Source organism: Streptomyces mirabilis, assembly GCF_018310535.1.
Taxonomy (GTDB): domain Bacteria; phylum Actinomycetota; class Actinomycetes; order Streptomycetales; family Streptomycetaceae; genus Streptomyces.
This window is the reverse complement of sequence record NZ_CP074102.1, coordinates 3,019,075-3,043,527: the sequence shown is the minus strand read 5'-3', so window position 1 is coordinate 3,043,527 and position 24,453 is coordinate 3,019,075. Positions and strand designations below refer to the sequence as shown.

The 24,453-nt window shown below is 71.2% G+C and carries 23 protein-coding genes; 14 read left to right on the top strand and 9 right to left on the bottom strand.

The annotated features are described in order from the left end of the window. Positions 1–86: 86 nt before the first annotated feature. Positions 87–524, bottom strand: a complete 438-nt coding sequence (locus SMIR_RS13250; RefSeq protein WP_054233631.1) for a gamma-glutamylcyclotransferase family protein — start codon at positions 522–524, stop codon at positions 87–89. Positions 525–667: 143 nt separating this feature from the next. Between SMIR_RS13250 and SMIR_RS13245 the strand changes: the two genes are divergently transcribed. The 3 genes from SMIR_RS13245 (at position 668) to SMIR_RS13235 (ending at position 4,653) form a co-directional block, all read left to right on the top strand. Next, entirely contained in the window at positions 668–2,116 is a 1,449-nt protein-coding gene (locus SMIR_RS13245) for an NAD(P)H-quinone dehydrogenase (RefSeq protein WP_168494958.1), read from the top strand. A 167-nt stretch (positions 2,117–2,283) separates the two neighbouring features. Then, positions 2,284–3,246, top strand: a complete 963-nt coding sequence (locus SMIR_RS13240; RefSeq protein ID WP_101400310.1) for a DeoR/GlpR family DNA-binding transcription regulator — start codon at positions 2,284–2,286, stop codon at positions 3,244–3,246. A 240-nt stretch (positions 3,247–3,486) separates the two neighbouring features. Continuing rightward, complete coding sequence (locus SMIR_RS13235; protein WP_168494960.1) at positions 3,487–4,653, top strand: AI-2E family transporter; 1,167 nt, start codon at positions 3,487–3,489, stop codon at positions 4,651–4,653. A 152-nt stretch (positions 4,654–4,805) separates the two neighbouring features. Here the strand turns inward: SMIR_RS13235 and SMIR_RS13230 are convergent, their stop codons facing one another. Further along, positions 4,806–6,578 carry an acetyl/propionyl/methylcrotonyl-CoA carboxylase subunit alpha gene (locus SMIR_RS13230; protein ID WP_168494962.1) on the bottom strand — a complete coding sequence of 591 codons (1,773 nt, stop codon included), beginning with the start codon at positions 6,576–6,578 and terminating at the stop codon, positions 4,806–4,808. Positions 6,579–6,933: 355 nt separating this feature from the next. Here SMIR_RS13230 and SMIR_RS13225 point away from each other — a divergent pair, with 355 nt between their 5' ends. Then, positions 6,934–7,455 carry a hypothetical protein gene (locus SMIR_RS13225; RefSeq protein ID WP_168494964.1) on the top strand — a complete coding sequence of 174 codons (522 nt, stop codon included), beginning with the start codon at positions 6,934–6,936 and terminating at the stop codon, positions 7,453–7,455. Here the strand turns inward: SMIR_RS13225 and SMIR_RS13220 are convergent, their stop codons facing one another. Next, complete coding sequence (locus SMIR_RS13220) at positions 7,456–8,076, bottom strand: Maf family protein (protein WP_168494966.1); 621 nt, start codon at positions 8,074–8,076, stop codon at positions 7,456–7,458. 88 nt (positions 8,077–8,164) lie between these two features. Continuing rightward, on the bottom strand, positions 8,165–8,293 hold the full coding sequence (mmpB, locus tag SMIR_RS44300) for a morphogenic membrane protein MmpB (RefSeq protein ID WP_096239832.1): 129 nt from the start codon (positions 8,291–8,293) through the stop codon (positions 8,165–8,167). Between the two features lie 164 nt (positions 8,294–8,457). On the opposite strand from mmpB, the gene SMIR_RS13215 reads away from it, so the two are divergent. Then, positions 8,458–9,588: an SGNH/GDSL hydrolase family protein gene (locus SMIR_RS13215; protein WP_249938421.1), complete on the top strand. Its 1,131-nt coding sequence runs from the start codon at positions 8,458–8,460 to the stop codon at positions 9,586–9,588. On the opposite strand, the gene SMIR_RS13210 is transcribed toward SMIR_RS13215, so the two are convergent. Both SMIR_RS13210 and SMIR_RS13205 read right to left on the bottom strand, forming a co-directional pair. Beyond that, the gene (locus SMIR_RS13210; protein ID WP_168494970.1) at positions 9,585–9,794 is read right to left on the bottom strand and encodes an acyl-CoA carboxylase epsilon subunit; all 210 of its coding nucleotides are present in this window, start codon (positions 9,792–9,794) and stop codon (positions 9,585–9,587) included. The two genes, SMIR_RS13215 and SMIR_RS13210, sit on opposite strands and share 4 nt — an antisense overlap. A 24-nt stretch (positions 9,795–9,818) precedes the next feature. Beyond that, complete coding sequence (locus SMIR_RS13205; protein ID WP_168494972.1) at positions 9,819–11,420, bottom strand: acyl-CoA carboxylase subunit beta; 1,602 nt, start codon at positions 11,418–11,420, stop codon at positions 9,819–9,821. Between the two features lie 131 nt (positions 11,421–11,551). On the opposite strand from SMIR_RS13205, the gene SMIR_RS13200 reads away from it, so the two are divergent. Continuing rightward, the gene (locus SMIR_RS13200) at positions 11,552–12,418 is read left to right on the top strand and encodes a biotin--[acetyl-CoA-carboxylase] ligase (RefSeq protein WP_168494974.1); all 867 of its coding nucleotides are present in this window, start codon (positions 11,552–11,554) and stop codon (positions 12,416–12,418) included. Positions 12,419–12,578: 160 nt separating this feature from the next. Continuing rightward, a complete protein-coding gene (locus tag SMIR_RS13195; protein ID WP_168494976.1) occupies positions 12,579–13,850 on the top strand; it encodes an adenylate/guanylate cyclase domain-containing protein in 1,272 nt (423 codons plus the stop codon). Positions 13,851–13,861: 11 nt separating this feature from the next. Here the strand turns inward: SMIR_RS13195 and SMIR_RS13190 are convergent, their stop codons facing one another. Next, a complete protein-coding gene (locus SMIR_RS13190) occupies positions 13,862–14,548 on the bottom strand; it encodes a hypothetical protein (RefSeq protein WP_249938420.1) in 687 nt (228 codons plus the stop codon). Positions 14,549–15,247: 699 nt separating this feature from the next. On the opposite strand from SMIR_RS13190, the gene SMIR_RS13185 reads away from it, so the two are divergent. The 5 genes from SMIR_RS13185 (at position 15,248) to SMIR_RS13165 (ending at position 21,138) form a co-directional block, all read left to right on the top strand. Then, on the top strand, positions 15,248–16,054 hold the full coding sequence (locus SMIR_RS13185; RefSeq protein ID WP_168494978.1) for an enoyl-CoA hydratase/isomerase family protein: 807 nt from the start codon (positions 15,248–15,250) through the stop codon (positions 16,052–16,054). A 101-nt stretch (positions 16,055–16,155) separates the two neighbouring features. Then, positions 16,156–17,337 (top strand): GGDEF domain-containing protein, encoded by a 1,182-nt coding sequence (locus SMIR_RS13180; protein ID WP_212727038.1) that lies wholly within the window; start codon positions 16,156–16,158, stop codon positions 17,335–17,337. A gap of 99 nt (positions 17,338–17,436) precedes the next feature. Further along, positions 17,437–18,975, top strand: coding sequence for a histidine ammonia-lyase (hutH, locus tag SMIR_RS13175; protein ID WP_101400321.1), 1,539 nt, complete (start codon positions 17,437–17,439; stop codon positions 18,973–18,975). A gap of 192 nt (positions 18,976–19,167) precedes the next feature. After that, positions 19,168–19,371 carry a cold-shock protein gene (locus SMIR_RS13170; protein WP_028803001.1) on the top strand — a complete coding sequence of 68 codons (204 nt, stop codon included), beginning with the start codon at positions 19,168–19,170 and terminating at the stop codon, positions 19,369–19,371. Between the two features lie 135 nt (positions 19,372–19,506). Then, positions 19,507–21,138, top strand: a complete 1,632-nt coding sequence (locus SMIR_RS13165; RefSeq protein ID WP_212727037.1) for a DEAD/DEAH box helicase — start codon at positions 19,507–19,509, stop codon at positions 21,136–21,138. Between the two features lie 115 nt (positions 21,139–21,253). Here the strand turns inward: SMIR_RS13165 and SMIR_RS13160 are convergent, their stop codons facing one another. Together SMIR_RS13160 and SMIR_RS13155 are read right to left on the bottom strand one after the other, a co-directional pair. Beyond that, positions 21,254–21,994, bottom strand: a complete 741-nt coding sequence (locus SMIR_RS13160) for a DUF2625 family protein (protein WP_168501261.1) — start codon at positions 21,992–21,994, stop codon at positions 21,254–21,256. A gap of 35 nt (positions 21,995–22,029) precedes the next feature. After that, entirely contained in the window at positions 22,030–22,410 is a 381-nt protein-coding gene (locus SMIR_RS13155) for an LPXTG cell wall anchor domain-containing protein (protein WP_248003090.1), read from the bottom strand. 110 nt (positions 22,411–22,520) lie between these two features. On the opposite strand from SMIR_RS13155, the gene SMIR_RS13150 reads away from it, so the two are divergent. Together SMIR_RS13150 and SMIR_RS13145 are read left to right on the top strand one after the other, a co-directional pair. Then, a complete protein-coding gene (locus tag SMIR_RS13150) occupies positions 22,521–22,868 on the top strand; it encodes a hypothetical protein (protein ID WP_101400325.1) in 348 nt (115 codons plus the stop codon). Between the two features lie 281 nt (positions 22,869–23,149). Then, positions 23,150–24,400, top strand: coding sequence for a L,D-transpeptidase (locus tag SMIR_RS13145; protein ID WP_168494982.1), 1,251 nt, complete (start codon positions 23,150–23,152; stop codon positions 24,398–24,400). Positions 24,401–24,453 lie beyond the last annotated feature (53 nt).

The following is a 24,453-nucleotide window of genomic DNA, read 5'->3' as shown; positions in this document are numbered from 1 at the left end:
TCCGACGAAGGGGTGGGAACGGGGTGGGCCGGCGTTTCCCGCGAGGGGTGTCGTCGGCAGGGGCGCTCGGGGCGCGGGAAGGGCCCTCAGCAGGGACGCTTGCGCAGCTCCATCACATAGTCGTGGGGCGCGCCCGCCGACTCCGCCGCGTCGGCGATCTCACCGAGGTAGCGCGCGGAGGGGAGTCCGCCCTCGTACCCGTTCAGTACGTACACCCACGCGGGTTCCTCGCCCTCCAGCGTGTGCACCCGTACGCGCATCCGGCGATATATGTCGAGGCCCACGCCCTCCCAGCGGTCCATGGAGTCCTCGTCCAGGGGGGCGATGTCGTACAGCGCCACGAAGACCTGCGAGCGGGGGGCCTCGACGAGGGTCACCAGCGCGCCTTCCCAGCCCATGTGCTCGCCCCCGAACGTCAGCCGCCAGCCGTTCAGCCAGCCCGTGGCGCGCAGCGGCGAGTGCGGGGCGCGGCGCGTCATGAGCCGCGGGTCGAGATTGCCGGCGTACGCGGCGTAGAGCGACATGAGGTCGAGGGTACGGCAGGGAACACAGGAGCCTCTTGCGTAACAGAACGCATGGGCGCATAACCGGTGAGCGCATAACGGAAGGGGCTCGGATGGGGGCGGGCGCGGCCCCCGGGCGGAAGCATCTTGAAGCGTGCGGGACAATGGAGTACGTGACTCGGATCGTGATCATCGGTGGCGGACCCGGCGGATATGAGGCGGCGCTGGTTGCCGCCCAGCTCGGCGCGGAGGTGACCGTCGTCGACTGCGACGGTCTGGGCGGGGCGTCGGTGCTCACCGACTGCGTGCCGTCGAAGACCCTTATCGCGACGGCCGAGGTGATGACCACCTTCGACTCGTCGTACGAGGAGCTGGGGATCATCGTCGCCGACGACACCCCACCCATGGAGCAGGCGGCCCGGGTCGTCGGTGTCGACCTCGGGAAGGTCAACCGGCGTGTGAAGCGGCTCGCGCTCGCGCAGTCGCACGACATCACGGCCTCCGTGACGCGGGCCGGCGCGCGGGTGCTGCGCGGGCGTGGACGACTGGAGGGCATGCAGGCCCTGGACGGCTCGCGCAAGGTCGTCGTACGGGCCGTGGACGGGACCGAGGAGACACTCGTCGCCGACGCGGTGCTGATCGCCACCGGCGGGCATCCGCGTGAGCTGCCCGACGCGCAGCCGGACGGTGAGCGGATCCTCAACTGGACCCAGGTCTACGACCTCGACGAGCTCCCGGAGGAGCTCATCGTCGTCGGTTCCGGCGTCACCGGTGCCGAGTTCGCCGGTGCCTACCAGGCGCTCGGGTCGCGCGTCACGCTCGTCTCCAGTCGCGACCGCGTGCTGCCGGGCGAGGACCCGGACGCCGCCGCCGTGCTGGAGGACGTGTTCCGGCGCCGTGGCATGAACGTCATGGCCCGCTCCCGCGCCGAGTCCGCCAAGCGGGTCGGCGACCGGGTCGAGGTCACGCTCTCCGACGGCCGGGTCATCAGCGGCTCGCACTGTCTGATGGCCGTCGGAGCCATCCCGAACAGCAGCGGCATGGGTCTGGAGGAGGCCGGGGTCCGGGTCAGGGACTCCGGGCACATCTGGACCGACAAGGTCTCCAGGACCACCGCCCCGGGCGTGTACGCCGCCGGTGACGTGACCGGCGTCTTCGCCCTCGCCTCCGTCGCGGCGATGCAGGGACGTATCGCCATGTACCACTTCCTGGGCGACGCGGTCGCTCCGCTGAACCTGAAGACGGTCTCGTCCAACGTCTTCACCGACCCCGAGATCGCCACCGTCGGCTACACGCAGGCCGACGTGGACGCGGGCAAGATCGACGCCCGGGTCGTCAAGCTGCCGCTGCTGCGCAACCCGCGCGCCAAGATGCAGGGCATCAGGGACGGCTTCGTCAAGATCTTCTGCCGCCCCGGCACCGGGATCATCGTCGGTGGCGTGGTCGTCGCGCCACGTGCCTCGGAACTGATCCATCCCATCTCGATCGCGGTCGACAACAATCTGACGGTCGAACAGATCGCGAACGCGTTCACCGTGTACCCCTCCCTTTCGGGCTCGATCGCCGAGGTCGCACGGCAGTTGCACACCCGCAAGGCGGGCGACGAAGGCTGACGTCTCACCTCGACTTCCCGCTGGTCACGGGGAGTTGTCGACCATTCGTACGGCATAGGCGGCGCGAGTAGGCGCGTATACCACTTCGCGTACTGCCATGCGAACAACTTCTGTTATTCGGCGCAAACTGCTGAAAGCAGACGGTCGTTGGGGTTACTGTCAGTTTCGTGTTCGCTGCAGAACGTCGCCAATTGATCCTCGAAATGGTGCGAGCGAACGGGGCCGTGTCGCTCCGTGAGCTCGCCCGCGTCGTCCAGACCTCCGAAGTGACCGTACGGCGGGACGTGCGCGCACTGGAGGCAGAAGGACTCCTCGACCGCCGGCATGGCGGTGCGGTATTGCCGGGCGGGTTCACGCGGGAGTCCGGCTTTCCGCAGAAATCGCATCTCGCGACCGCCGAGAAGACGGCCATCGCCGATCTCGCCGCGGGTCTCGTCGAAGAGGGCGAGGCCATCGTGGTGGGCGCGGGCACCACGACGCAGGAGCTGGCACGCCGGCTCGCGCGGGTCCCCGGGCTGACCGTCGTCACCAACTCCCTGCTGGTGGCGCAGGCGTTGGCCCATGCCAACCGCGTCGAGGTCGTGATGACCGGCGGCACCCTGCGCGGTTCCAACTACGCCCTGGTCGGCAGCGGTGCCGAGCAGTCCCTCCAGGGGCTGCGGGTCTCGCGGGCCTTCCTCTCCGGTAGTGGGCTCACCGCCGAGCGTGGCCTGTCCACCTCCAACATGCTGTCGGCGTCCGTCGACCGCGCGCTGGTGCAGGCCGCCGGGGAGGTCGTCGTCCTCGCCGACCACACCAAGCTCGGCACCGACACCATGTTCCAGACGGTGCCGACCGATCTGATCACCCGCCTGGTCACGGACGAGCCGCCCGCGCACGACGACCGCGCGGTCACCGAACTGCAGGCCCTGGCTGACCAGGGCGTACAGATCGCGGTGGCCGGGCAGGCGGGCGGCGGTGCGGGAGGGGATACGGTCCCGACGGGGCGCCAGCCGCGCCGCGACATGCCCCTCCCCGGTCCGCGCCGCGGCCAGGTGCCGGGCGCGGGACCGCAGTTGCGCAGCGCCACCGTCCTGGGCGAGCAGTCCCCGGGAGAGCGGGCGCGAGTGGCGGATTTGCGCCGCCGCTGACCGACTCGACCGGCCTGCACCCCCATGGGCCGTATGGCGTACGCCGGGCACCCTCCACTCGGCCGTCCCCCGGCCGCGATACGGGGAAGCGGTGCAGCTCACGGCACACGAGTGCGGTTTGTCCGCATGTGCCCCGGCTTGCGACGGCTCCTTGTCCACCCGCAACCTGTCCCTGACACGGCGACGGGAGGCGGTGACGTACAGGTGAACGACGGATCGCGCCGTTCGCACCAGCGACGGATGCGGTACGTCGTCCTGGGGAGCCGGCCCGCCCGCGGAGCGGGGGCGGTGGCACGGGCCCGTACGGCGGGGACGGCGATCCGGCGTGCCGCGGAGCGCGACGCGGTGCCGGTGAACCAGGGGCTGCGGGTGGCCGCGGCGTACGCATGGCGGCTGCTGGTGCTCGGGGTGGCCGTGTACGCGGCTTTCAAGATTGTGGGCCGGTTGCAGCTCGTCGCCGTGGCGCTGTTCCTCGCACTGGTGGTCACCTCGGTGCTGCGTCCCCTGGCCGATCTGCTGGCGCGGCGCATGCCCCGGCCCCTGGCCGTCGTGGTGAGCGTGATGGGCAGCCTGGCGCTGATACTCGGGCTGCTGGCGCTGGTCGGCAGCCTGGTCGCGGGCGAGTCGGACCAGTTGGGGCAGGAGTTCGCCGGGGGTATCGGGCGGATCCAGCGGTGGCTGGAGGGCCCTCCCTTCCGTGTCCGCCACACCGTGCTGTCGAACCTTCAGGGCAAGGTGACGACGTACGTCAAGGAGCACCGCTCCACACTGATCAGCAGTGCGCTCAGCGGTGCCGGGCGGGCGGTGGAGGTGCTGACCGGAGCGGTGCTCGCGCTGTTCTGCTCGCTGTTCTTCATCCACTCCGGGGACAGGTTCTGGCACTGGTTCCAGGGCCTGCTGCCCGAGAGCGCCCGGGATCCCTGGGGCCGCGCGGGACGGGTCGCGTGGCGGACGTTCGCCGGGTACACCCGCGGCATCATCATCGTGGCCGCCACCAACGCCGTACTGGTCGGGATCGCCCTGTTCGCGCTGCGCGTGCCGCTGGCCCTGCCGCTGACCCTGCTGGAGTTCTTCGCCGCGTTCATCCCGCTGGTGGGCTCGCCCATCGCGCTGGGCGTGGCCACGGTCGTCGCGCTGGCCTCACGGGGGCCGGTCATCGCGCTCGTGGTGCTCGCCCTGATCGTGGTCGTCGGCCAGATCGAGGGCCATGTCCTGCACCCGCTCGTGCTGAGCTGGGCGGTCCGGCTGCACCCGGTGGTCGTGGCCCTGTCCGTCATCTCGGGCGGCATCCTGGCCGGTGTGATCGGCGCGGTCGTGGCCGTCCCGATGGTGTCGGTGGCCTGGTCCGTGATCAGCGAGATGCGGGCCCGGCCCGAGCCGGCCCATCCCGGCCGCTCACCCGGCTGAGACGACGAATTCCCCGGCCCGCCACCGGGAGGGACGGTCTGCGGGTCGCCGCCGGGGAAGAGGATCCCCTGCCCGCCACCGGAAACGCCGAAGCGCCCGTCGGACCGATTGCTCGGTCCGACGGGCGCTTCGGATGTCGTACGACGGTGTCGTCAGTCCTTGATCTCGCAGATCGCGGCGCCGGAGGTGATGGACGCGCCGACCTCCGCGCTCAGGCCCTTGATGGTGCCGGAGCGGTGGGCGTTGAGGGGCTGTTCCATCTTCATGGCCTCCAGGACGACGACGAGGTCGCCCTCCTTGACCTCCTGGCCTTCCTCGACCGCGACCTTGACGATCGTGCCCTGCATGGGCGAGGCGAGCGTGTCACCGGAGGCGACCGGGCCGGACTTCTTGGCGGCGCGGCGCTTGGGCTTGGCGCCGGCGGCGAGGCCGGTGCGGGCCAGCGACATGCCCAGCGAGGACGGCAGCGAGACCTCCAGGCGCTTGCCGCCGACCTCGACGACGACCGTCTCGCGACCCGGCTCCTCGTCGGTCTCGGTGTCCGCGGGAGCCGTGAAGGCGGGGATCTCGTTGGCGAACTCGGTCTCGATCCAGCGGGTGTGGACCGTGAACGGGTCGGCGGAGCCCGTCAGTTCGGGGGCGAAGGCCGGGTCCTGGACCACCGCGCGGTGGAACGGGATGGCGGTCGCCATGCCCTCGACCTGGAACTCCTCGAGGGCGCGGGCGGCGCGCTGGAGCGCCTGCTCGCGGGTGGCGCCGGTGACGATCAGCTTGGCGAGCAGGGAGTCCCAGGCCGGGCCGATCACACTGCCGGACTCGACGCCCGCGTCCAGGCGGACGCCAGGACCCGACGGCGGGGCGAACAGCGTCACCGTGCCGGGGGCGGGCAGGAAGTTGCGTCCCGGGTCTTCGCCGTTGATGCGGAACTCGAAGGAGTGGCCGCGCAGGGCGGGGTCGCCGTAGCCGAGTTCCTCGCCGTCGGCGATGCGGAACATCTCGCGGACGAGGTCGATGCCGGCGACTTCCTCGGTGACGGGGTGTTCGACCTGGAGGCGGGTGTTGACCTCGAGGAAGGAGATCGTGCCGTCCATGCCGACGAGGAATTCGACGGTGCCGGCGCCGACGTAGCCGGCTTCCTTGAGGATCGCCTTGGAGGAGGAGTACAGCTCCGCCACCTGGGCGTCCGACAGGAACGGCGCCGGGGCCTCTTCCACCAGCTTCTGGTGGCGGCGCTGCAGCGAGCAGTCGCGGGTGGAGACGACGACGACGTTGCCGTGGGTGTCGGCCAGGCACTGGGTCTCGACGTGGCGGGGCTTGTCGAGGTAGCGCTCGACGAAGCACTCGCCGCGGCCGAAGGCGGCCACTGCCTCGCGGACGGCGGAGTCGTAGAGCTCGGGGACTTCTTCGAGGGTGCGGGCGACCTTCAGGCCGCGTCCGCCGCCGCCGAAGGCGGCCTTGATCGCGATCGGCAGTCCGTGCTCTTCGGCGAAGGCGACGACTTCGTCGGCGCCGCTCACCGGGTCGGGGGTGCCCGCGACGAGGGGGGCGCCGGCACGCTGGGCGATGTGGCGGGCGGAGACCTTGTCGCCGAGGTCGCGGATGGCCTGCGGGGGCGGGCCGATCCAGGTCAGGCCGGCGTCCAGGACCGCCTGGGCGAACTCGGCGTTCTCCGACAGGAAGCCGTAGCCCGGGTGGATGGCGTCCGCGCCGGAGTCCTTGGCGGCCTGGAGGACCTTGGCGATGTCCAGGTAGCTGGTGGCGGGGGTGTCACCGCCCAAAGCGAACGCCTCGTCCGCCGCCCGGACATGCGACGCGTCCCTGTCTGGTTCCGCATACACGGCAACGCTCGCGATCCCGGCATCCCGGCACGCCCGGGCCACGCGGACAGCGATTTCGCCACGGTTGGCGATGAGCACCTTGCGCACGATGGCTCCCTCCTTGAAACAAGCCGAGTTTAGGGACTGCCGACACGACCTTTCGACCCGTCCCCAATGGTGAGCTTGCCCACACGGAGCGTGATTCGAGGCTCGCTCGACCCGCGAGATCCCTTGTCACACCGCGGTACGCAGGAATCCTTGGCTGAACCCTAGCCCTCCTCTGTGGCCAAGGTCTCTGTGCGGCCGTGCTGCGACGCACAGCGTTTCTTTGTGGAGTCCCTACGAATGGCCCAACGATTCTTTGCCCGCGGCCGAACCCTTGTCCCGGCGTTTACCCGTTAGTAGCGTTCGGGAGGTCTCGAACATACTTGGGGTAACAGCACTCGGAAGTGGGTGGGGACCGGTGGTGCGTAGACCGGTGGCGTGGGTGGCGGCGATCGTGCTCTTCGTGGAGGCGATCGGCATCGCGCTGCTGAACTGGTTCCTCGGCGTGGTCGTCGACCGCCAGGACATGTCCCTGGCGGGTCTCGACTCGAACATGATGTCCGTCTCGTCCAAGGTCGGGGGGCTGGTCTTCGGCTTCTACTTCGCGCTGTGCGGCGTCGCCGCGCTGCTCGTCGCGGTGCGCGGCCGCGCCCCTGGTCTCTTCGGCCGCATCCTGCTGATCAGTGCCGCAGTGGTGCACGGTCTGCTCGGCGCGTTCACGGTGGGTCTGGTGGGCTGGGGCGCGTTCGTGTTCATGATGGTGGCGCTCGGGCTGATCGTGTTCACTCTGTTGGCCTTCGACCGCGGGGCGGGTCCCGCCGACGCCGCGCCGGGCGACGGCGCGGGCGGCGAGGACGGCAACGGAGGCACGAACGGCGGAACGAACGGCGGTACCGGGGGATCCCCGGTCACGGCGCCCCCGACGCCGAGCGCGTCCTGATCACTTCTCCCGCGGGGCCCACAACTCCGTGATGCCCACGCCCAGTTCGGCCAGCAGGCGGCGCACCAGCGGCAGGGAGATGCCGATGACGTTGCCGTGGTCTCCGTCGATGCCCTCGATGAAGGGGGCCGAGCGGCCGTCGAGCGTGAAGGCCCCGGCGACGTGGAGCGGCTCGCCCGAGGCGACGTAGGCGGCGATCTCGGCATCGGTCGGCTCGCCGAAGCGGACCACCGTGGACGCGATCGCCGACGCGTAGCGCTTGGCCGTCGTGTCGTAGACGCAGTGCCCCGTCTGGAGGGTGCCGGCCCGGCCGCGCATCGCCTTCCAGCGTGCGGTGGCCTCCTCGGCGTCCGCGGGCTTGCCCAGCGCCTCGCCGTCCAGGTCGAGGACCGAGTCGCAGCCGATCACCAGGGCGCCCTGGACCTCGGTCCGGGCGGCCACGACGGAGGCCTTGGCCTCGGCCAGGGCGAGTGCGAGTTCGGCGGGGGTCGGGGCGGAGACAGCGTCCTCGTCGACGCCGCTCACGATGACCTCGGGGTCGAGTCCGGCCTGGCGCAGCAGGCCGAGCCGGGCGGGGGACTGCGAGGCGAGCACGAGGCGGCGGCGCGGCTGATCAGTCATGCGGTCAGGGTATCGGCGTGGGCGTGTCGCCCCCTGTCGCCCCGTCTCACATCACGCCCACCACGTCACGCCCATCACGTCACACTGATCACATCACGCCGAGGACGATCATCGCGAGCAGCATGGCCAACGCCATGAGAAGGCCGAGCCGCCGCAACATCTCCTGCATGTCGCGAAGTTCCTTGGGCGGCTCGTTCTCCGGGTCGGACCACAGCATGCCTCCGATCGTGCGGCGGCGAGGGCGCCGACCGCCTGAGTACGCATACTCAACTTGCTCTCGACCCGATTAAACGGGTCCAGGGTTCCTTTAACGCGTGTCCGCCTGCTACGGTCATGGCATTTACTAAAGGAACTCTGGTCCCTTTTAGGGAGGCAGCTGCCGTGTTCACCACCGCCTGGACCGCATCGCCCCAGCTCCCCGCCGTGGGCTTCACCCCCAACTGGTCCCAGGAGGGTTTCTGGCGTCAGTCCCTGCGCCAGGTCGTCCGCATCGGGGCGGGTGGCGGCCGGGTTCGTATACGGCTGTCGAACGCGTACGGCACCTCGCCGCTGCGGATCGCCGGGGCCACCGTGGCCCGTGCGGGCGCGGGGGCCGGTCTCGAGCCCGGCTCGCTGCGGCGGCTCACCTTCGAGGGGGCCGGGGGCGTCGAGATCCCGGCGCGCGGACAGGTCGCCAGTGACCCCGCCGAACTCGTGGTGGAGGCCCTGGAGTCCGTGACCGTCACCCTGTACCTCGACGCCGTCACCGGGCCCGCGACCTTCCATGCCCAGGCCTTCGCGACGAGCCACCGGGGCGAAGGGGACCGCCTCGACGACCTCGACGGCGACGGATTCGGCGAGACGAGCGAGTCCTGGTACTTCCTGTCGGCCGTCGAGGTCGACGCGGGCCGTCGGGACGGTGTCGTGCTCTTCGGGGACTCCATCGTGGACGGGTTCGGCTCGACGCCGGGCGCGAACCGCCGCTGGTCGGACGCGCTCGCCGAGCGCACGGGGCGGCCCGTTCTGGGCGCGGGCATCGGCGGGAACCTGTTGCTGAACGACTCCGCCTGGTACGGGGAGAAGGGCGTCCGGCGGTTCGGGCGGGACGTTCTCGAACAGGCCGGGGTCGAGGCGGTCGTCGTGCTGCTGGGGCTCAACGACATCGGGTTCAGCGAGACGGACGAACAGCCGACGTACAAGCCCGCACCGGTGCTGGCGTCCGATGAACTCATCGACGGGTACCGGGAGTTGATACGACAGGCGCGTGGGCGGGGGCTGCGGGCGATCGGGGCGACGCTGCTGCCCTTCGGGGGGTCCGATCACTGGGGTGAGCGGGCGGCGAAGGTGAGCCGTGAGGTGAACGGGTGGATTCTCGGGGCGGGGGAGTGGGACGCGGTGGTGGATCTCAACGAGGTGTTGGCCGATCCGGGCGATCCGGATCGGCTACGGGGTGTGTACGACTTCGGCGATCACCTGCATCCCAATGACGCCGGGTACGGGGTGATGGCCGAGGCGGCGGCGGGGTGCTTCTAGGCAGGCCAGTACGTGCGCGTCCAGGCCGTGGGGCCCGGCTGGGGCAGGTGCTGGCCGGCTATGCGGGACGGGTCCGACCAGGAGTCCCGGGTGCCGGGCGCGCCGGGTGGCGTGGTGGTCGCCACCGCGGCGCGCGCTCGGACCACCGCCAGGGCGGCGGCCAGCTCCTCCGGGGTCGGATTGCCCCGTACGACCTTGATCGTCATGTCTGCTCCCAAGGGTCCGGGGTTCTAGAGCGGGATGTTGCCGTGCTTCTTCGGAGGGAGTGATTCCCGCTTCGTGCGCAGCTGACGCAGGCCCCGTACGACGTGGGAGCGGGTGTCGGAGGGCATGATCACCGCGTCGATGTAGCCGCGCTCGGCCGCCGTGTAGGGGTTGAGGAGGGTGTCCTCGTACTCCTGGATCAGGCGGGCCCGGGTGGCGTCACCGTTTCCGGTGCTCTCGGCGTCGGCGATGGTGCGGCGGTGCAGGATGTTCACCGCGCCCTGCGCGCCCATCACCGCGATCTGGGCGGTCGGCCAGGCGAGGTTGAGGTCCGCGCCCAGGTGCTTGGAGCCCATGACGTCGTAGGCGCCGCCGAAGGCCTTGCGGGTGATGACCGTGATGAGCGGGACGGTCGCCTCGGCGTAGGCGTAGATCAGCTTGGCGCCGCGGCGGATGATGCCGGTGTGCTCCTGGTCGACGCCCGGGAGGAAGCCGGGGACGTCCACGAACGTGATGACGGGGACGTTGAAGGCGTCGCAGGTGCGCACGAAGCGGGCCGCCTTCTCGGACGCGTCGATGTCCAGGCAGCCGGCGAACTGCATCGGCTGGTTGGCGACGATGCCCACCGGGTGGCCCTCGACCCGTCCGAAGCCGGTGAGGATGTTCGGCGCGAACAGCGCCTGGGTCTCGAAGAACTCGGCGTCGTCCAGGACGTGTTCGATCACCGCGTGCATGTCGTACGGCTGGTTCGCGCTGTCCGGCACGATCACGTCCAGCTCGCGGTCCTCGTCCGTGAGGGCGAGGTCCGCCTCCTCGGGGAAGACCGGGGGCTCGCTGAGGTTGTTGGACGGCAGGTACGACAGCAGCTGCTTGACGTACTCGATGGCGTCCTTCTCGTCGCCCGCCATGTGGTGGGCCACACCCGACACCGCGTTGTGGGTGCGCGCGCCGCCGAGCTCCTCGAAGCCGACGTCCTCGCCCGTCACCGTCTTGATGACGTCCGGCCCCGTGATGAACATGTGCGAGGTCTGGTCGACCATGACCGTGAAGTCGGTGATCGCGGGGGAGTACACCGCGCCGCCCGCGCAGGGGCCGACGACGAGCGAGATCTGCGGGATGACGCCGGAGGCGTGGGTGTTGCGGCGGAAGATCTCGCCGTACATGCCGAGCGCGCTGACGCCTTCCTGGATGCGGGCGCCGCCGGAGTCGTTGATGCCGATGACCGGACAGCCGGTCTTCAGCGCGAAGTCCATCACCTTCATGATCTTCTGGCCGAAGACCTCGCCCAGGGCGCCGCCGAAGACGGTGAAGTCCTGGGAGAAGACGGCGACCGGGCGGCCGTCGACCATGCCGTAGCCGGTGACGACACCGTCGCCGTAGGGCCGGTTGTTCTCCATGCCGAAGTCGGTCGAGCGGTGCTGCGCGAACTCGTCCAGCTCGACGAACGAGCCCTCGTCGATCAGCAGCTCGATCCGCTCACGGGCTGTCAGCTTGCCCTTGGCGTGCTGCTTTTCGACAGCGCGTGCCGAGCCGGCGTGCGTCGCTTCCTGGACGCGGCGCCGCAGGTCCGCGAGTTTGCCCGCGGTCGTGTGGATGTCGGGGTGGTGCAGCTCTTCCGGCTCGGACATCGGGGTGCGGCTCCCTGCCTGCTCAGTGGGAAAATGAGGGTGATGTGCTCAGGGGGTTGCTACTGACTCGTAGGGTAGTGGTGCCGATACCGTTCGGCAGTGCGGCGTTTACCACACCTAGGGTGGGTTGCATGACGCCGCGAGATGCTTCAGACGCGAACGACAACCGGTGGTCCGACCTGGACCGTCCACCGCTGAACGGGACAGCCCTGCGCCGGGCTCTGGTGCGCGAGGGCGGGCTCTGGGGTGATGTCCGGGTCACGCCGCGCACCGGGTCCACCAACTCCGACCTCGTGGCCCTCGCCACGGACGAGAAGGCCGACGAGGGCGTCGTCCTCGTCGCCGAGGAGCAGAACGCCGGGCGGGGCCGCCTGGACCGCCAGTGGACCGCACCGGCCCGCTCGGGCCTGTTCTTCTCCGTGCTGCTGAGGCCCACCGGGGTTCCCGTCGAGCGCTGGGGCTGGCTCCCGCTGCTCACCGGGGTCGCGGTGGCCACGGCCCTGTCCCGGGTGGCGGGCGTCGACACGGCACTCAAGTGGCCCAACGACCTGCTGGTCACCGTGGACGGCGAGGAGCGCAAGACGGGCGGCATCCTCGCCGAGCGCGCCGGGAACGACGCGGTCGTCGTCGGCATCGGCATCAACGTCACCCTGCGTGAGGACGAACTCCCCGTGCCCGGCGCGGGCTCCCTCGCCCTCGCGGGCGCCACGACCACGGACCGTGACACGGTGCTCCGGGCCGTCCTGCGCTCCCTGGAGCAGTGGTACGAGAAGTGGCGGGCCGCGGGCGGCGACCCCGCCGCCTCCGGTCTCCAGGAGACGTATGCCGCGGGATGCGCGACCCTCGGAAGGGTGGTGCGGGCCGAACTGCCCGGCGGCACGTCGATCACCGGGGAAGCGGTGGCGGTCGACGGGGACGGGCGTCTGGTCCTGGCCACGGAGGAGGGCGTACAGCAGCCGGTGGGAGCGGGGGACATCGTCCATCTGCGACCGGCCTGAGCCGAGGAGGTCGGCAGACCGTACTCAGCTGTGGAGCCCGGAACCGATCGTGGTGCCGAGCTCCGGCCGGGCGTACGAGTCAGGAGTGAGCCAGCGCACACCTGCCGTAGAGTTGAGCGCGGTCGATACCTGACCACGGCAGATCGGAAGGGCAGCAGGCGTGACCGTCGACGACACGGGCTCCGGCACGGGTGCACACGCCCCCGACGGTGAGCCGGGGCGTACCGCCGGGCCGGTCACCGACCCGGCGCCCGCACGCGTCGACACGAACGGTGACATGGCCGCCGGGCCGACCGGCGAGACGACCGGGCGGATGGACGGGCAGAGCCGCTTGGAGGCGCAGAACCGGATCGACGAGGAGTCCGTCGACTCCGGCGAGGACCCCCTCGCGCTGCGCCTCGAAACGCTCATCCTCGGCGCCGAGCGCCGCTACACCCCCTTCCAGGCGGCCCGCAGCGCAGGCGTCTCCATGGAACTGGCCTCCCGTTTCTGGCGGGCCATGGGCTTCGCCGACATCGGCCAGGCCAAGGCGCTGACCGAGGCCGACGTGCTGGCGCTGCGGCGCCTCGCCGGTCTCGTCGAGGCGGGCCTGCTGAGCGAGGCGATGGCGGTCCAGGTCGCCCGCTCCACCGGGCAGACCACGGCCCGCCTCGCCGAATGGCAGATCGACTCCTTCCTGGAGGGCCTGACCGAGCCCCCCGAGCCGGGCATGACGCGCACCGAGGTCACCTACCCCCTGATCGAGCTGCTCCTGCCCGAGCTGGAGGAGTTCATCGTCTATGTGTGGCGCCGCCAGCTCGCCGCCGCGACCGGCCGGGTCGTCCAGGCCGGTGACGACGAGGAGATGGTCGACCGCCGTCTCGCCGTCGGCTTCGCGGACCTCGTCGGCTTCACGCGGCTGACGCGCCGGATGGAGGAGGAGGAACTCGGCGAGCTCGTCGAGGCCTTCGAGACCACCGCGGCCGACCTGGTGGCCGCGCACGGGGGGCGCCTCATCAAGACCCTCGGTGACGAGGTGCTGTACGCCGCGGACGATGCCGGGATCGCCGCCGAGATCGCCCTGCGCCTCATCGAGACGATGGCCAACGACGAGACGATGCCGGAGCTGCGCGTCGGCATCGCCTTCGGCACCGTGACGACCCGCATGGGCGACGTCTTCGGTACGACGGTGAACCTCGCCTCGCGGCTCACGTCGATAGCGCCACGGGATGCCGTGCTGGTGGACGGCGCCTTCGCGGAGGAACTGATCCGCACCAGGGACGCGCCCGCCTCCGAGGCGGAGGCCGCCGAGGCCGCGGTCGCCGCGGAGAAGGAGGGCGAGGAGCCACCCGTCTACCGCTTCGCGCTCCAGCCGATGTGGCAGCGCCCCGTCCGCGGCCTCGGCGTGGTCGAACCATGGCTGCTGGCCCGCCGGAACGGCGACCAGCCGTAGGTCCTGTTTCTTCAATGGCCTCCGGCGGGGCCCGCCAGATCGTTCACACAGATGCCGACGATCGGCACGCACAGACCCGGCGGGTTCTGGCCGGGCGTCGGGGTCGGGGCGTGGGTGGTGGGGCTCGGGGCCGGCGGCTGCTGCGTGTGTGACTGCGACGGTACGACGACGGGCGCGGTCGGGATGCCGGTGGTGTCCGGCAGGCTCCCCACGGGGGCGCTCGCCCGGGCGGACGGGATCGTCGCCGTCGATGAGGGTGCGGCGGCCGTCGACGGTGCCGTGGCCGCCGGGCTCACGCCCGGGGCCGGGGTCGTGCTCGCCCCGCCCCGCGCGGCGGTCGCGCCCGCGGACGCGGGAAGCGCGGAGGGCGCGGCCCACACCGTCGGCGCGGCGTCGATCGCCTCGTCCGTGGCGACCCCGGGCCTCGGCTCGGCCTCCGCGTTCCCGCTCCCGCCGCCGACCACCGACTCCGGCGCCATCCGCGCCAGACTCAACGCCCCCGCGGCCAGGGCGAGCCCACCCACGGCGAACAGCGCCCGCCGGGGCCGCGGCTTTCGGTGCCGCCCCCGCCCGGCCCGCTCCCGGAGCGGACCGATCGACTCGTCCTCCGCGAGGCTCGCGGAGGCGCCACCGGCGGGTGCGGGGTCTGCCGCCGGGCGACCGGCCGGCGTGCGGTCGGCCCCCGCAGGGCGGGGCACGGGGAGGGTTGCCGCGCCATCGGCCCCCACTGAGGTGGCCCCGGCCACGCCACCGGTCGGCCTGGGATCCGCCGTCGCCCGGTCGGCGGGCGGGCGGCCGATCGACGGATCGGCTGTCGCCGTGCGCCCTGCGGGAACGCGGCCGGGTGCCGCGGACCCTGCCGCGGGCCGGTCGCCCGGCACCCGGGCCATCAAGGGGTTGGCGGTCGGCACACGCCCCGCCCGGCGGGTTGCCGAGCCGCCGGGCGGCGAGGGGGCGGCCGACGGCCGCGCCCGCGTGCCCGCGGAACCTTCGGAGGAGCCCGCCGAACCCCCGGCGGGACTCGCCGGAACCCCGGAGGGACCCGGGCCCCCGGGTTCACGCGTACCCGGAGGTACCGGTGCGCGCCAGGCCGTGGGCAGGGAGTACGGGGTGCGTGGAGTGTCCGTCGGTGTTCTCGACTGCCTCGTCACGTCTGTCGTCGTGCCGTTCGTCATGGTCATCCCTCCCCGATGTGCCGCGCCCCCCCCCGAAGCGCCGGGCGGTGCGCAGGTTATGCGTCTTTTGGGGGCGTGGGGCGGGAGTTGGGCGGGATGTCACTCGAACGGGGAGCGGCGGTCGAAGGGAGGGGAGGGAACGGGTTTCGCCGGGCGAGGGTGGCTGCGATGATCGGAGGCATCGGGAGTTAACCTGCGTTAACCGTTCACCGGGAGGGTGTCATGGCGGAGCAAGGGGACGAGCGGCGGTTCGGGGAGTTCGTCGTCGTACGGCGGCACGGGTACGTCGCGGAGCTCGCCCTCGACCGGCCGAAGGCCATGAACGCCGTGTCCACGGACATGGCCCGCTCCATCACGGCCGCCTGCGAGGCGCTCGGCGGCGAGCGCGACGTACGCGTGGTCGTGCTGACCTCCACCGCCGAGCGCGCCTTCTGCGTCGGCGCCGACCTGAAGGAGCGCAATTCCTTCAGCGATGCCGACCTGGTCCGCCAGCGCCCCGTCGCGCGGGCTGCGTACACCGGCGTCCTGGAGCTGCCGATGCCGACGATCGCCGCCGTGCACGGCTTCGCGCTCGGCGGCGGCTTCGAGCTGGCCCTGTCCTGCGACCTGATCGTGGCCGACCGTACGGCGGTGCTCGGGCTGCCCGAGGTGTCGGTCGGGGTGATTCCCGGAGGTGGCGGTACGCAGTTGCTGCCGCGGCGGGTCGGGGCGGCCCGCGCGGCCGAGCTGATCTTCTCGGCGCGGCGGCTGGAGGCGGATGAGGCGCGGGAGTTGGGCCTCGTCGACGAACTCGTGGACGCGGGCCAGGACCGTACCGAAGCCCTCGCGCTCGCCGACCGTATCGCCGCCAACTCCCCCGTCGGCCTGCGTGCCGCCAAGCGCGCGCTGCGGCTCGGGCACGGGCTCGACCTGCGCGCGGGCCTGGAGGTGGAGGACGCCGCCTGGCGGTCCGTCGCCTTCTCGGGGGACCGTGCGGAGGGCGTCGCCGCGTTCAACGAGAAGCGCAAGCCGCAGTGGCCGGGGGAGTAGTCCCGCACGCTTCCCGGCGCCCTCCGGCCGGTACGGCCACTCGGACCCCTGTTCGCCTCACCAATATCCCGAATCGCCGTAAATATCCCTAGCCTGGAGTGATGGGTGAGGACAGACGGCTGAGGGCCGTGGTGGAGCTGGCGCAGGGGATGGCGGCGGCACGCACCCCGCGCGAGTCCTGGCGGGCCGCGGCGCTCGGTGCATGCCACGCGCTCGCCGGGAGCTTCGCCGCGCTCTCCGTGTGGGAGCGCGAGCTCGGCCGGCTGCGGGTCCTGGTGAACGTGGGCGAACGCGCTCCGGACGAAGAGGAGTTCCCGGACGGCGAGGCCTACCCCGTGCACCAGTTCCCCGAGATCACCGAGTTCCTGCACGAGCGCTGGGCCGGCGGCGGCGGCCCGAACGCCTGGGTGGAGACCGCCGAGGGGCCGGCGGCCGGTCCCGTCGGCCACTGCCACCTGGGGGCACCTCCCAGCGTTGGCTGGGGGAGGGCCGCCGCCCTGCGCCGGCGCGGCCGGGGCTGTTGCGTCGTCGCCCCGATCGTGCTGCACGGGCGGGCGTGGGGCGAGCTGTATGTGGCCCGCCCGGCCACGGCCCCCGTCTTCGACCGGGCCGACGCGGACTTCGCGACTGTACTGGCCTCCGTCGTCGCCGCCGGGCTCGCCCAGACCGAGCGACTGGAGGAGGCCCGGCGGCTCGCGTTCACGGACGCCCTCACAGGACTCGCCAACCGCCGCGCGGTCGACGTACGCCTGGACGAGGCCATCGAGCTGCACCGGCAGGAAGGGGCCGCGGTCAGTCTCGTCGTCTGTGACCTCAACGGACTCAAGAACGTCAACGACACCCGCGGGCACGCCGTCGGCGACCGGCTCCTGGAACGGTTCGGATCGGTGCTGTCGCTGTGCGGGGCGATGCTCCCGGGCACCCTCGCCGCCCGCCTCGGCGGTGACGAGTTCTGCCTGCTCGCGGTCGGCCCGCCGGCCGACGAGGTCGTCCGCATCGCCGACGAACTCTGCCGTCGCGCCGCCGAGTTGGAGCTGGGGGAGGGGGTGGCGTGCGGGGTCGCCTCGACCGCGGACCCGATCGGTCCGGTGCGCTCGGCGCGACGGCTCTTCCGGCTGGCCGACGCCGCCCAGTACCGCGCGAAGGCCGTACGGGCCGCGAAGCCCGTCGTCGCCGGGCGCGAGGGCCCCGACGACCCGGTCGTGCGTCTCGCCGACGCGCCCTCCCCGGCGCAGGGGGAACGCCGCCGCTTCCGGGGGCGCCACGAGCACCCCCGCCCCTGAGTCCGCGCGGGCGTGTGTGACGTACGTCGAAGTAAGGGGTCAACCGCCCACCCACTAGTGACATCATCGAATTCACTGCGTACGCTCCTGAATATGGATATGCACACTGTGGTGGTGGGGACGTCCGGAGTGACCGCGTCCGACGTTCTCGCCGTGGCGCGCGGCGGCGCCCGGATCGAGCTCTCCGAAGAGGCGGTGGCGGCCCTCGCCGCGGCCCGCGAGATCGTGGACGCGCTGGCCGCCAAGCCGGAGCCGGTCTACGGCGTCTCCACCGGGTTCGGCGCCCTCGCGAGCCGGCACATCAGCCCGGAGCTGCGCGCCCAGCTGCAGCGCAACATCGTCCGCTCGCACGCCGCAGGCATGGGCCCGCGCGTGGAGCGCGAGGTCGTCCGCGCGCTGATGTTCCTGCGGCTCAAGACCGTCTGCTCCGGGCACACCGGTGTGCGGCCCGAGGTCGCCCAGACCATGGCCGACATCCTCAACGCCCGGATCACCCCGGTCGTCCACGAGTACGGCTCCCTCGGCTGCTCCGGCGACCTGGCCCCGCTCTCCCACTGCGCGCTGACGCTGATGGGCGAGGGCGACGCCGAGGGCCCCGACGGTGTCGTACGGCCCGCGGGCGAGCTGCTCGCCGAGGCCGGCATCACCCCCGTCGAACTGCGCGAGAAGGAGGGCCTCGCCCTCCTCAACGGCACCGACGGCATGCTCGGCATGCTGGTCATGGCCCTCGCCGACCTGGAGACGCTCTACAAGTCGGCCGACGTCACCGCCGCGCTCTCCCTCGAAGCCCTCCTCGGCACGGACAAGGTGCTCGCACCCGAGCTGCACGCCATCCGCCCGCACCCGGGACAGAGCGCCAGCGCCGCCAACATGCTGGCCGTGCTGAAGGGCTCGGAGCTCACCGGCCACCACCAGGACGACGCCCCGCGCGTCCAGGACGCCTACTCCGTGCGCTGCGCCCCGCAGGTCGCGGGCGCCGGACGCGACACCCTCGCGCACGCCCGGCTCGTCGCCGAGCGCGAGCTCGCCTCCGCCGTGGACAACCCGGTCGTGCTGCCCGACGGCCGCGTCGAGTCGAACGGCAACTTCCATGGCGCCCCGGTCGCCTACGTCCTCGACTTCCTCGCCATCGCCGCCGCCGACCTCGGCTCGATCGCCGAGCGCCGCACCGACCGGCTGCTCGACAAGAACCGCTCGCACGGTCTGCCGCCGTTCCTCGCGGACGACGCGGGCGTCGACTCGGGCCTCATGATCGCCCAGTACACCCAGGCGGCGCTGGTGAGCGAGATGAAGCGCCTCGCCGTACCGGCATCCGCGGACTCCATCCCCTCCTCCGCCATGCAGGAGGACCACGTCTCCATGGGCTGGTCGGCCGCGCGCAAGCTGCGCACCGCCGTGGACAACCTCACCCGTATCGTCGCGATCGAGCTGTACGCGGCCACCCGGGCGATCGAACTGCGCGAGGGCCTGACCCCGGCTCCCGCCTCGCAGGCCGTCATCGGTGCCGTCCGCGCGGCCGGCGTCCAGGGCCCAGGCCCCGACCGCTTCCTCGCCCCGGACCTGGAGGCGGCGGACGCGTTCGTGCGCGGCGGTCAGGTGGTGGCGGCAGTGGAACCGGTGACCGGACCGCTGGCCTGACCGGAGTACCGCGGGCCGCCGCTGTCACAGCGGCGGCCCGAAGTGTGCTACTGTCTCATTGATACGTTTTTGGTACCCATTTACTTTGTGCGCCTGATCGGAATCCTCCGCAGGCGCGTTTTGTTTTACCGGCATCTCCGGCTTTTCCCGGTGCATCTCCGGATTGGGGCCCTACCTATTCAGGAGAAAAACATGGCAACTGGCACCGTGAAGTGGTTCAACTCGGAAAAGGGCTTCGGCTTCATCGAGCAGGACGGCGGCGGCCCCGACGTCTTCGCCCACTACTCCAACATCGCCAGCTCCGGCTTCCGTGAGCTGCTGGAGGGCCAGAAGGTCTCGTTCGACGTCGCGCAGGGCCAGAAGGGCCTGCAGGCGGAGAACATCATCCCCGCCTGATTTCGGGGACGCGCTTTTCCAGAGCCGGGGCCCGCACCTTCGGGGTGCGGGTCCCGGCTCGTGCTGTGAGTGCTTGTCAGTTGCGAGCGCTGTGCGTGCAGTCCGTGGGGCCCAGGAAGGAAATCCAGATCCAGCATGACTCGATCCGAACGTCCCGTCCGTAAGCGGCCGGCAAACGCACGCGGTGGCGCCCAGACCGGCGGCTTCGCGAAGGGCGCGGGCCGCGGCGGCGGCCGTGGCACCGGCAAGGGCCCGGCCCGCAAGGCCGTGGCGCCGCAGGAGTTCTCCCTGCCCGAGACCATCACCCCGGCGCTGCCCGCCGTCGACTCCTTCGACGCGCTCGACATGCCGGCCGCCCTCACCAAGACCCTCGCCGCGCAGGGCGTCACCGAGCCCTTCCCGATCCAGGGCGCGACGCTGCCCAACTCCCTCGCCGGACGCGACGTCCTGGGCCGTGGCCGCACCGGCTCCGGCAAGACGCTCGCCTTCGGACTCGCCCTGCTGGCCCGTACGGCGGGTCGCCGGGCGGAGTCGAAGGCGCCGCTCGCGCTCGTCCTCGTCCCCACGCGCGAACTCGCCCAGCAGGTCGACGACGCGCTCACGCCGTACGCCACCGCGGTCAACCTGCGCGTGGCCACGGCCGTCGGCGGGATGTCGATCGGCCGGCAGGCCGGCACGCTGCGGCGCGGCGCCGAGGTGCTCGTGGCCACCCCCGGGCGGCTCAAGGACCTCATCGAGCGCGGCGACTGCGTCCTCGACCAGGTCGCGATCACCGTCCTCGACGAGGCCGACCAGATGGCCGACATGGGCTTCATGCCGCAGGTCACCGCACTGCTCAAGCAGGTCGAGCCGGGCGGTCAGCGACTGCTCTTCTCGGCCACGCTCGACAAGAACATCGACCGGCTCGTGAAGATGTTCCTCACGGACCCCGTGGTGCACTCCGTCGACCCCTCGGCGGGTGCGGTGACCACCATGGAGCACCACGTGCTCCACGTCGCCGACGAGACCGACAAGAAGGCCGTCGCCCTGCGGATCGCGGCGCGCGACGGCCGGGTGATCCTCTTCGTCGACACCAAGCGCGGCGCCGACCGGTTCACCAAGCGGCTGCTCGCGAGCGGCGTCCGGGCCTCCGCGCTGCACGGCGGGCGCAGCCAGCCGCAGCGCAACCGCACCCTGGACCAGTTCAAGAACGGTCAGGTCACCGCGCTCGTCGCCACCAACGTCGCGGCGCGCGGCATCCACATCGACGACCTCGACCTCGTGGTCAACGTCGACCCGCCGACCGACCACAAGGACTACCTGCACCGCGGCGGACGCACCGCCCGGGCCGGTGAGTCCGGCAGCGTCGTCACCCTCGTACTGCCCGAGCAGCGGCGGGAGATGACGCGGCTGATGGCGGACGCCGGCATCACCCCGCGCACGGCACGGATCGCGTCCAGTGACGAGGAACTCGCCCGCCTCACCGGCGCCCGCGAGCCCTCCGGCGTCCCGGTCGTCATCGAGGTGCCGCAGCCGGCCGAACAGCCGAAGAAGCGGTCACGGCCGCGGGTCGGAGGCGGGGCGAGGCGCCCGGCCGGAGCGGGTTCGGGTGCGGGTTCGGAGTCGCAGGGCCGTCAGCCGCGGCGTGCCGCCGGCGGCACGTCCGGTGGCGGCACGGGCGGCGGTACGGGGGGTGCGGGTCGCTCCGGTGGCCGTGGACGTGCCCCGCAGCAGCAGCGGCGTACGGAGCGCGGCGGGCAGGGCGGCGGCGGGCGTCGCGCTGCGTAGCCGCTCCGCTTGTGGCTCGGTTCACATCAGCGGGCCGGTGGGGGCTGCTCGCGCAGTTCCCCGCGCCCCCAGGGGCGCGCCCCTGGGGGCGCGCTCCCTAGGGCGCCGGAGGTTCTCAGTAGTCGTCGAAGTTGCCCAGGAAGCCCGGGTCGATCTTGTCGAGTTCCAGGCCCGTGCCTCGGTGCAGATCCATGAGCTCCGACATGTGGACGGCGCGGCGGCGGGCCGCGGGAAGGTCGCGGCGGTTGGCGGCCGTCCACAGCACCGGGTCGAAGGTGATCCCGTGGGACCCCGGCATGGGCCCCGTCTCGGCGCGCCAGCCGGGCCAGCGCAGGGTGTCGTAGAACTGCTCTATGCCGCCTTCGTCCAGGAGCCAGCTGAGCCAGTCCGCGTGGCCCACGCCGAGCGCGTCCCAGCGCAGCGAGTCCGGTGCGAAGTACAGCACCTCGCCGGGACCGCCGGGGCGGTTGGCCTGCGCGGGGTCGGGTCCGTTGACCACGAAGACGCCGCCGAGGACGTCATGGGCGATGACGAGCCCGCCCTCCGGCCGCCACGCCGGGTCGAACCGCTCGGGGAGGTCGTTGACCTCGGCGAAGCTCGGCGTCCCCGCAGGCGCGTCGTCGTCGGGGCTGCCGTAGATGCGCAGCCAGCCGCTGTCCAGCAGCACCCCGCCGCAGTTGAGCACGAAGGAGCCGAGCCAGGAGCGCGCGGTGAGTTGCAGTTGCAGCAGGGATCCACGGGCCTGCGCCGGGTCCACCGGCAGCACATCCATGGACACCCTGCTGTTGGAGATCGCCTCGGAGAGGAGCGGCCACGCGGGCTCCTCGACATCAGTCAGCTCGGTCAGGTCTCGCATGGGTATCCCGTGGGTTCCGGGCCGGAGCGTCGCGCTCAGAAGGCCGCCGTGCGCTCCCGGCGCACCGAGTAGGTCACAAAGCCGGCGCCGAGGCCCAGGAAAAGGGTTCCGCCGATGACGTACGGCGTCGTGTTGACGCTTCCGGTATCGGCGAGCCGGGTTCCGCTGTCGTGCGACCCGGTGGTGTCGGAGCCTGTGTCGTTCGCTCCGGCGTCGCTCGCATCGGCGACGCCCGACTGGGTGTCGCTCGACTCCGTGGACGCCTGCACCGCGGTTCTCGACGTGGTGTTCGTCGACATATTGCTGTGCTGAGCAGGCTTTTCCGGGGTCGCGTTGGCGGACGGGACGAACCACAGGGCCCCCAGAAGGGTTCCCGCTGCGGTGGCGGTCAGCAACGAGCGACGAGCGGCGGACACGTAATATCGATCCCCTTGTGGCGCTGGCGAATTGGCCGTGTGGGCCGATGCTAATGAAAGGCGCGGGTCGTGGGAAAGTCGCGGGAGCCACGGGCCGTACGCTCCGTCTCATGAGTACTCCTGAGACATCACGATTTGTCCGGCTTCGTGTGGAGCTGGTGTTGGAAGTCGACGACGCGGACGCCGTCACCAAGGCCGCGTTGCGCCGCATCGCGGACGACTCCGGTATGCCGGCCGACGAGCGGACCCACGCCGAGAACGCAGTGACGGAAGACACTGCCGAGGCCCTCGCCTATCTCGTCGACCCGTTCGACCTGGTCAGCGAAGTACCCGGGGTCGACCTCGCCCAGGCTTCCTGGAGCAGCGAGCCGATCGACTACGACCCCGATTCGCCGGAATGGGACCTCGACGAGGATGATGGCGGCGAGGATGACGACGAGGAAGTCGGAGTCGGCTGACGCCTCTTGGGGAAAATGTGACCCCGGGTGGCAACCGCTGCCCGGGGTTTTTCGTCTCCGACGACGCACCGACCACCTCCGTACCAGAAATTCGGTCCGGCTGTCGGTAACCACTCGATCGGGGTCCGGCGGCCCGGGTCGATTCGGTTGACGCCGTCGATCGACGTGGTGTTACCCACACCTCAGAAGTATGTGGAACGGGACGAACCGGTCCTAGCGTGGATGGTTCGAACGGGGCTTATGTGGTTTCAGGTGATTCGGCAACGATGGAGAAGCGTGTGATGACGGACAGTAAGCGGCGCAAGGGTCTGATGGCCGCGTCCGCACTGCTCGGCGGAGTGCTGGTGCTCTCTGCGTGCAGCAGCGGGGGCGGCAGCAAGGCCAGTGCCTCGGACGGCGAGACCTCGCAGGCCCAGGCCGACGCGGCGGCGGCCAAGAAGAGCTCCCAGGCCCAGATCAAGATCACGCCCGCGGACGGTTCCGACAACGCCTCCATCAACAACGCCGCGGCGGTCACCGTGAGCAAGGGCACGCTCTCGTCCGTCACCATGACGACCGAGACGGGCACGGCGGTTTCCGGTCAGATATCCGCCGACAAGAAGAGCTGGAAGCCCACCTCCCAGCTCGAGCGCGCCACTACGTACAAGGTGGCCGCCGAGGCCACCGACTCCGCGGGCCTCGTCGCTCACGAGAACGCCTCGTTCACCACGGTCTCCCCGGCGAACAGCTTCATAGGCAACTTCACGCCGGAGGACGGTTCCACCGTCGGCGTCGGCATGCCGGTCTCGATCAACTTCAACAAGGCGATCACGAACAAGGCCGCCGTGCAGAAGGGGATCACCGTCTCCTCCAGCAGCGGCCAGGAGGTCGTCGGCCACTGGTTCAGCGCCAACCGCCTCGACTTCCGTCCCGAGAACTACTGGACCGGCGGCTCCACCGTCACCCTCAAGCTCAACCTGGACGGCGTCCAGGGCGCGAGCGGTGTCTACGGCGTGCAGCAGAAGACGGTCACCTTCAAGATCGGCCGCAACCAGGTCTCGATCGTCGACGCGCAGACCAAGACCATGAAGGTCACGCAGGACGGCAAGACGATCAAGACGATCCCGATCTCCTCGGGATCCCCGGAGCACAAGACGTACCAGGGCCAGATGGTGATCTCCGAGAAGTTCAAGGAGACCCGGATGAACGGCTCGACGGTCGGCTTCACGAAGACCGACGGCAAGGGCGAGTACGACATCAAGGACGTGCCGCACGCCATGCGTCTGTCGAACTCCGGCACCTTCATCCACGGCAACTACTGGGGCGCGAAGTCCATCTTCGGCGCGGTGAACACCAGCCACGGCTGTGTGGGTCTGTCCGACACCAAGGGTGCGAACGACCCGAACACGCCCGCGGCCTGGTTCTACGACCACTCGCTGATCGGTGACGTCGTGGTCGTCAAGAACACCGGCGACAAGACCATCGCCCCGGACAACGGCCTCAACGGCTGGAACCTGAGCTGGTCCGCCTGGAAGGCCGGCTCGGCAGCCTGATATCCCGCTCCACCCTCCCCTGTTCGCCGATGGCGGCGGTGGCCCCTCACGGG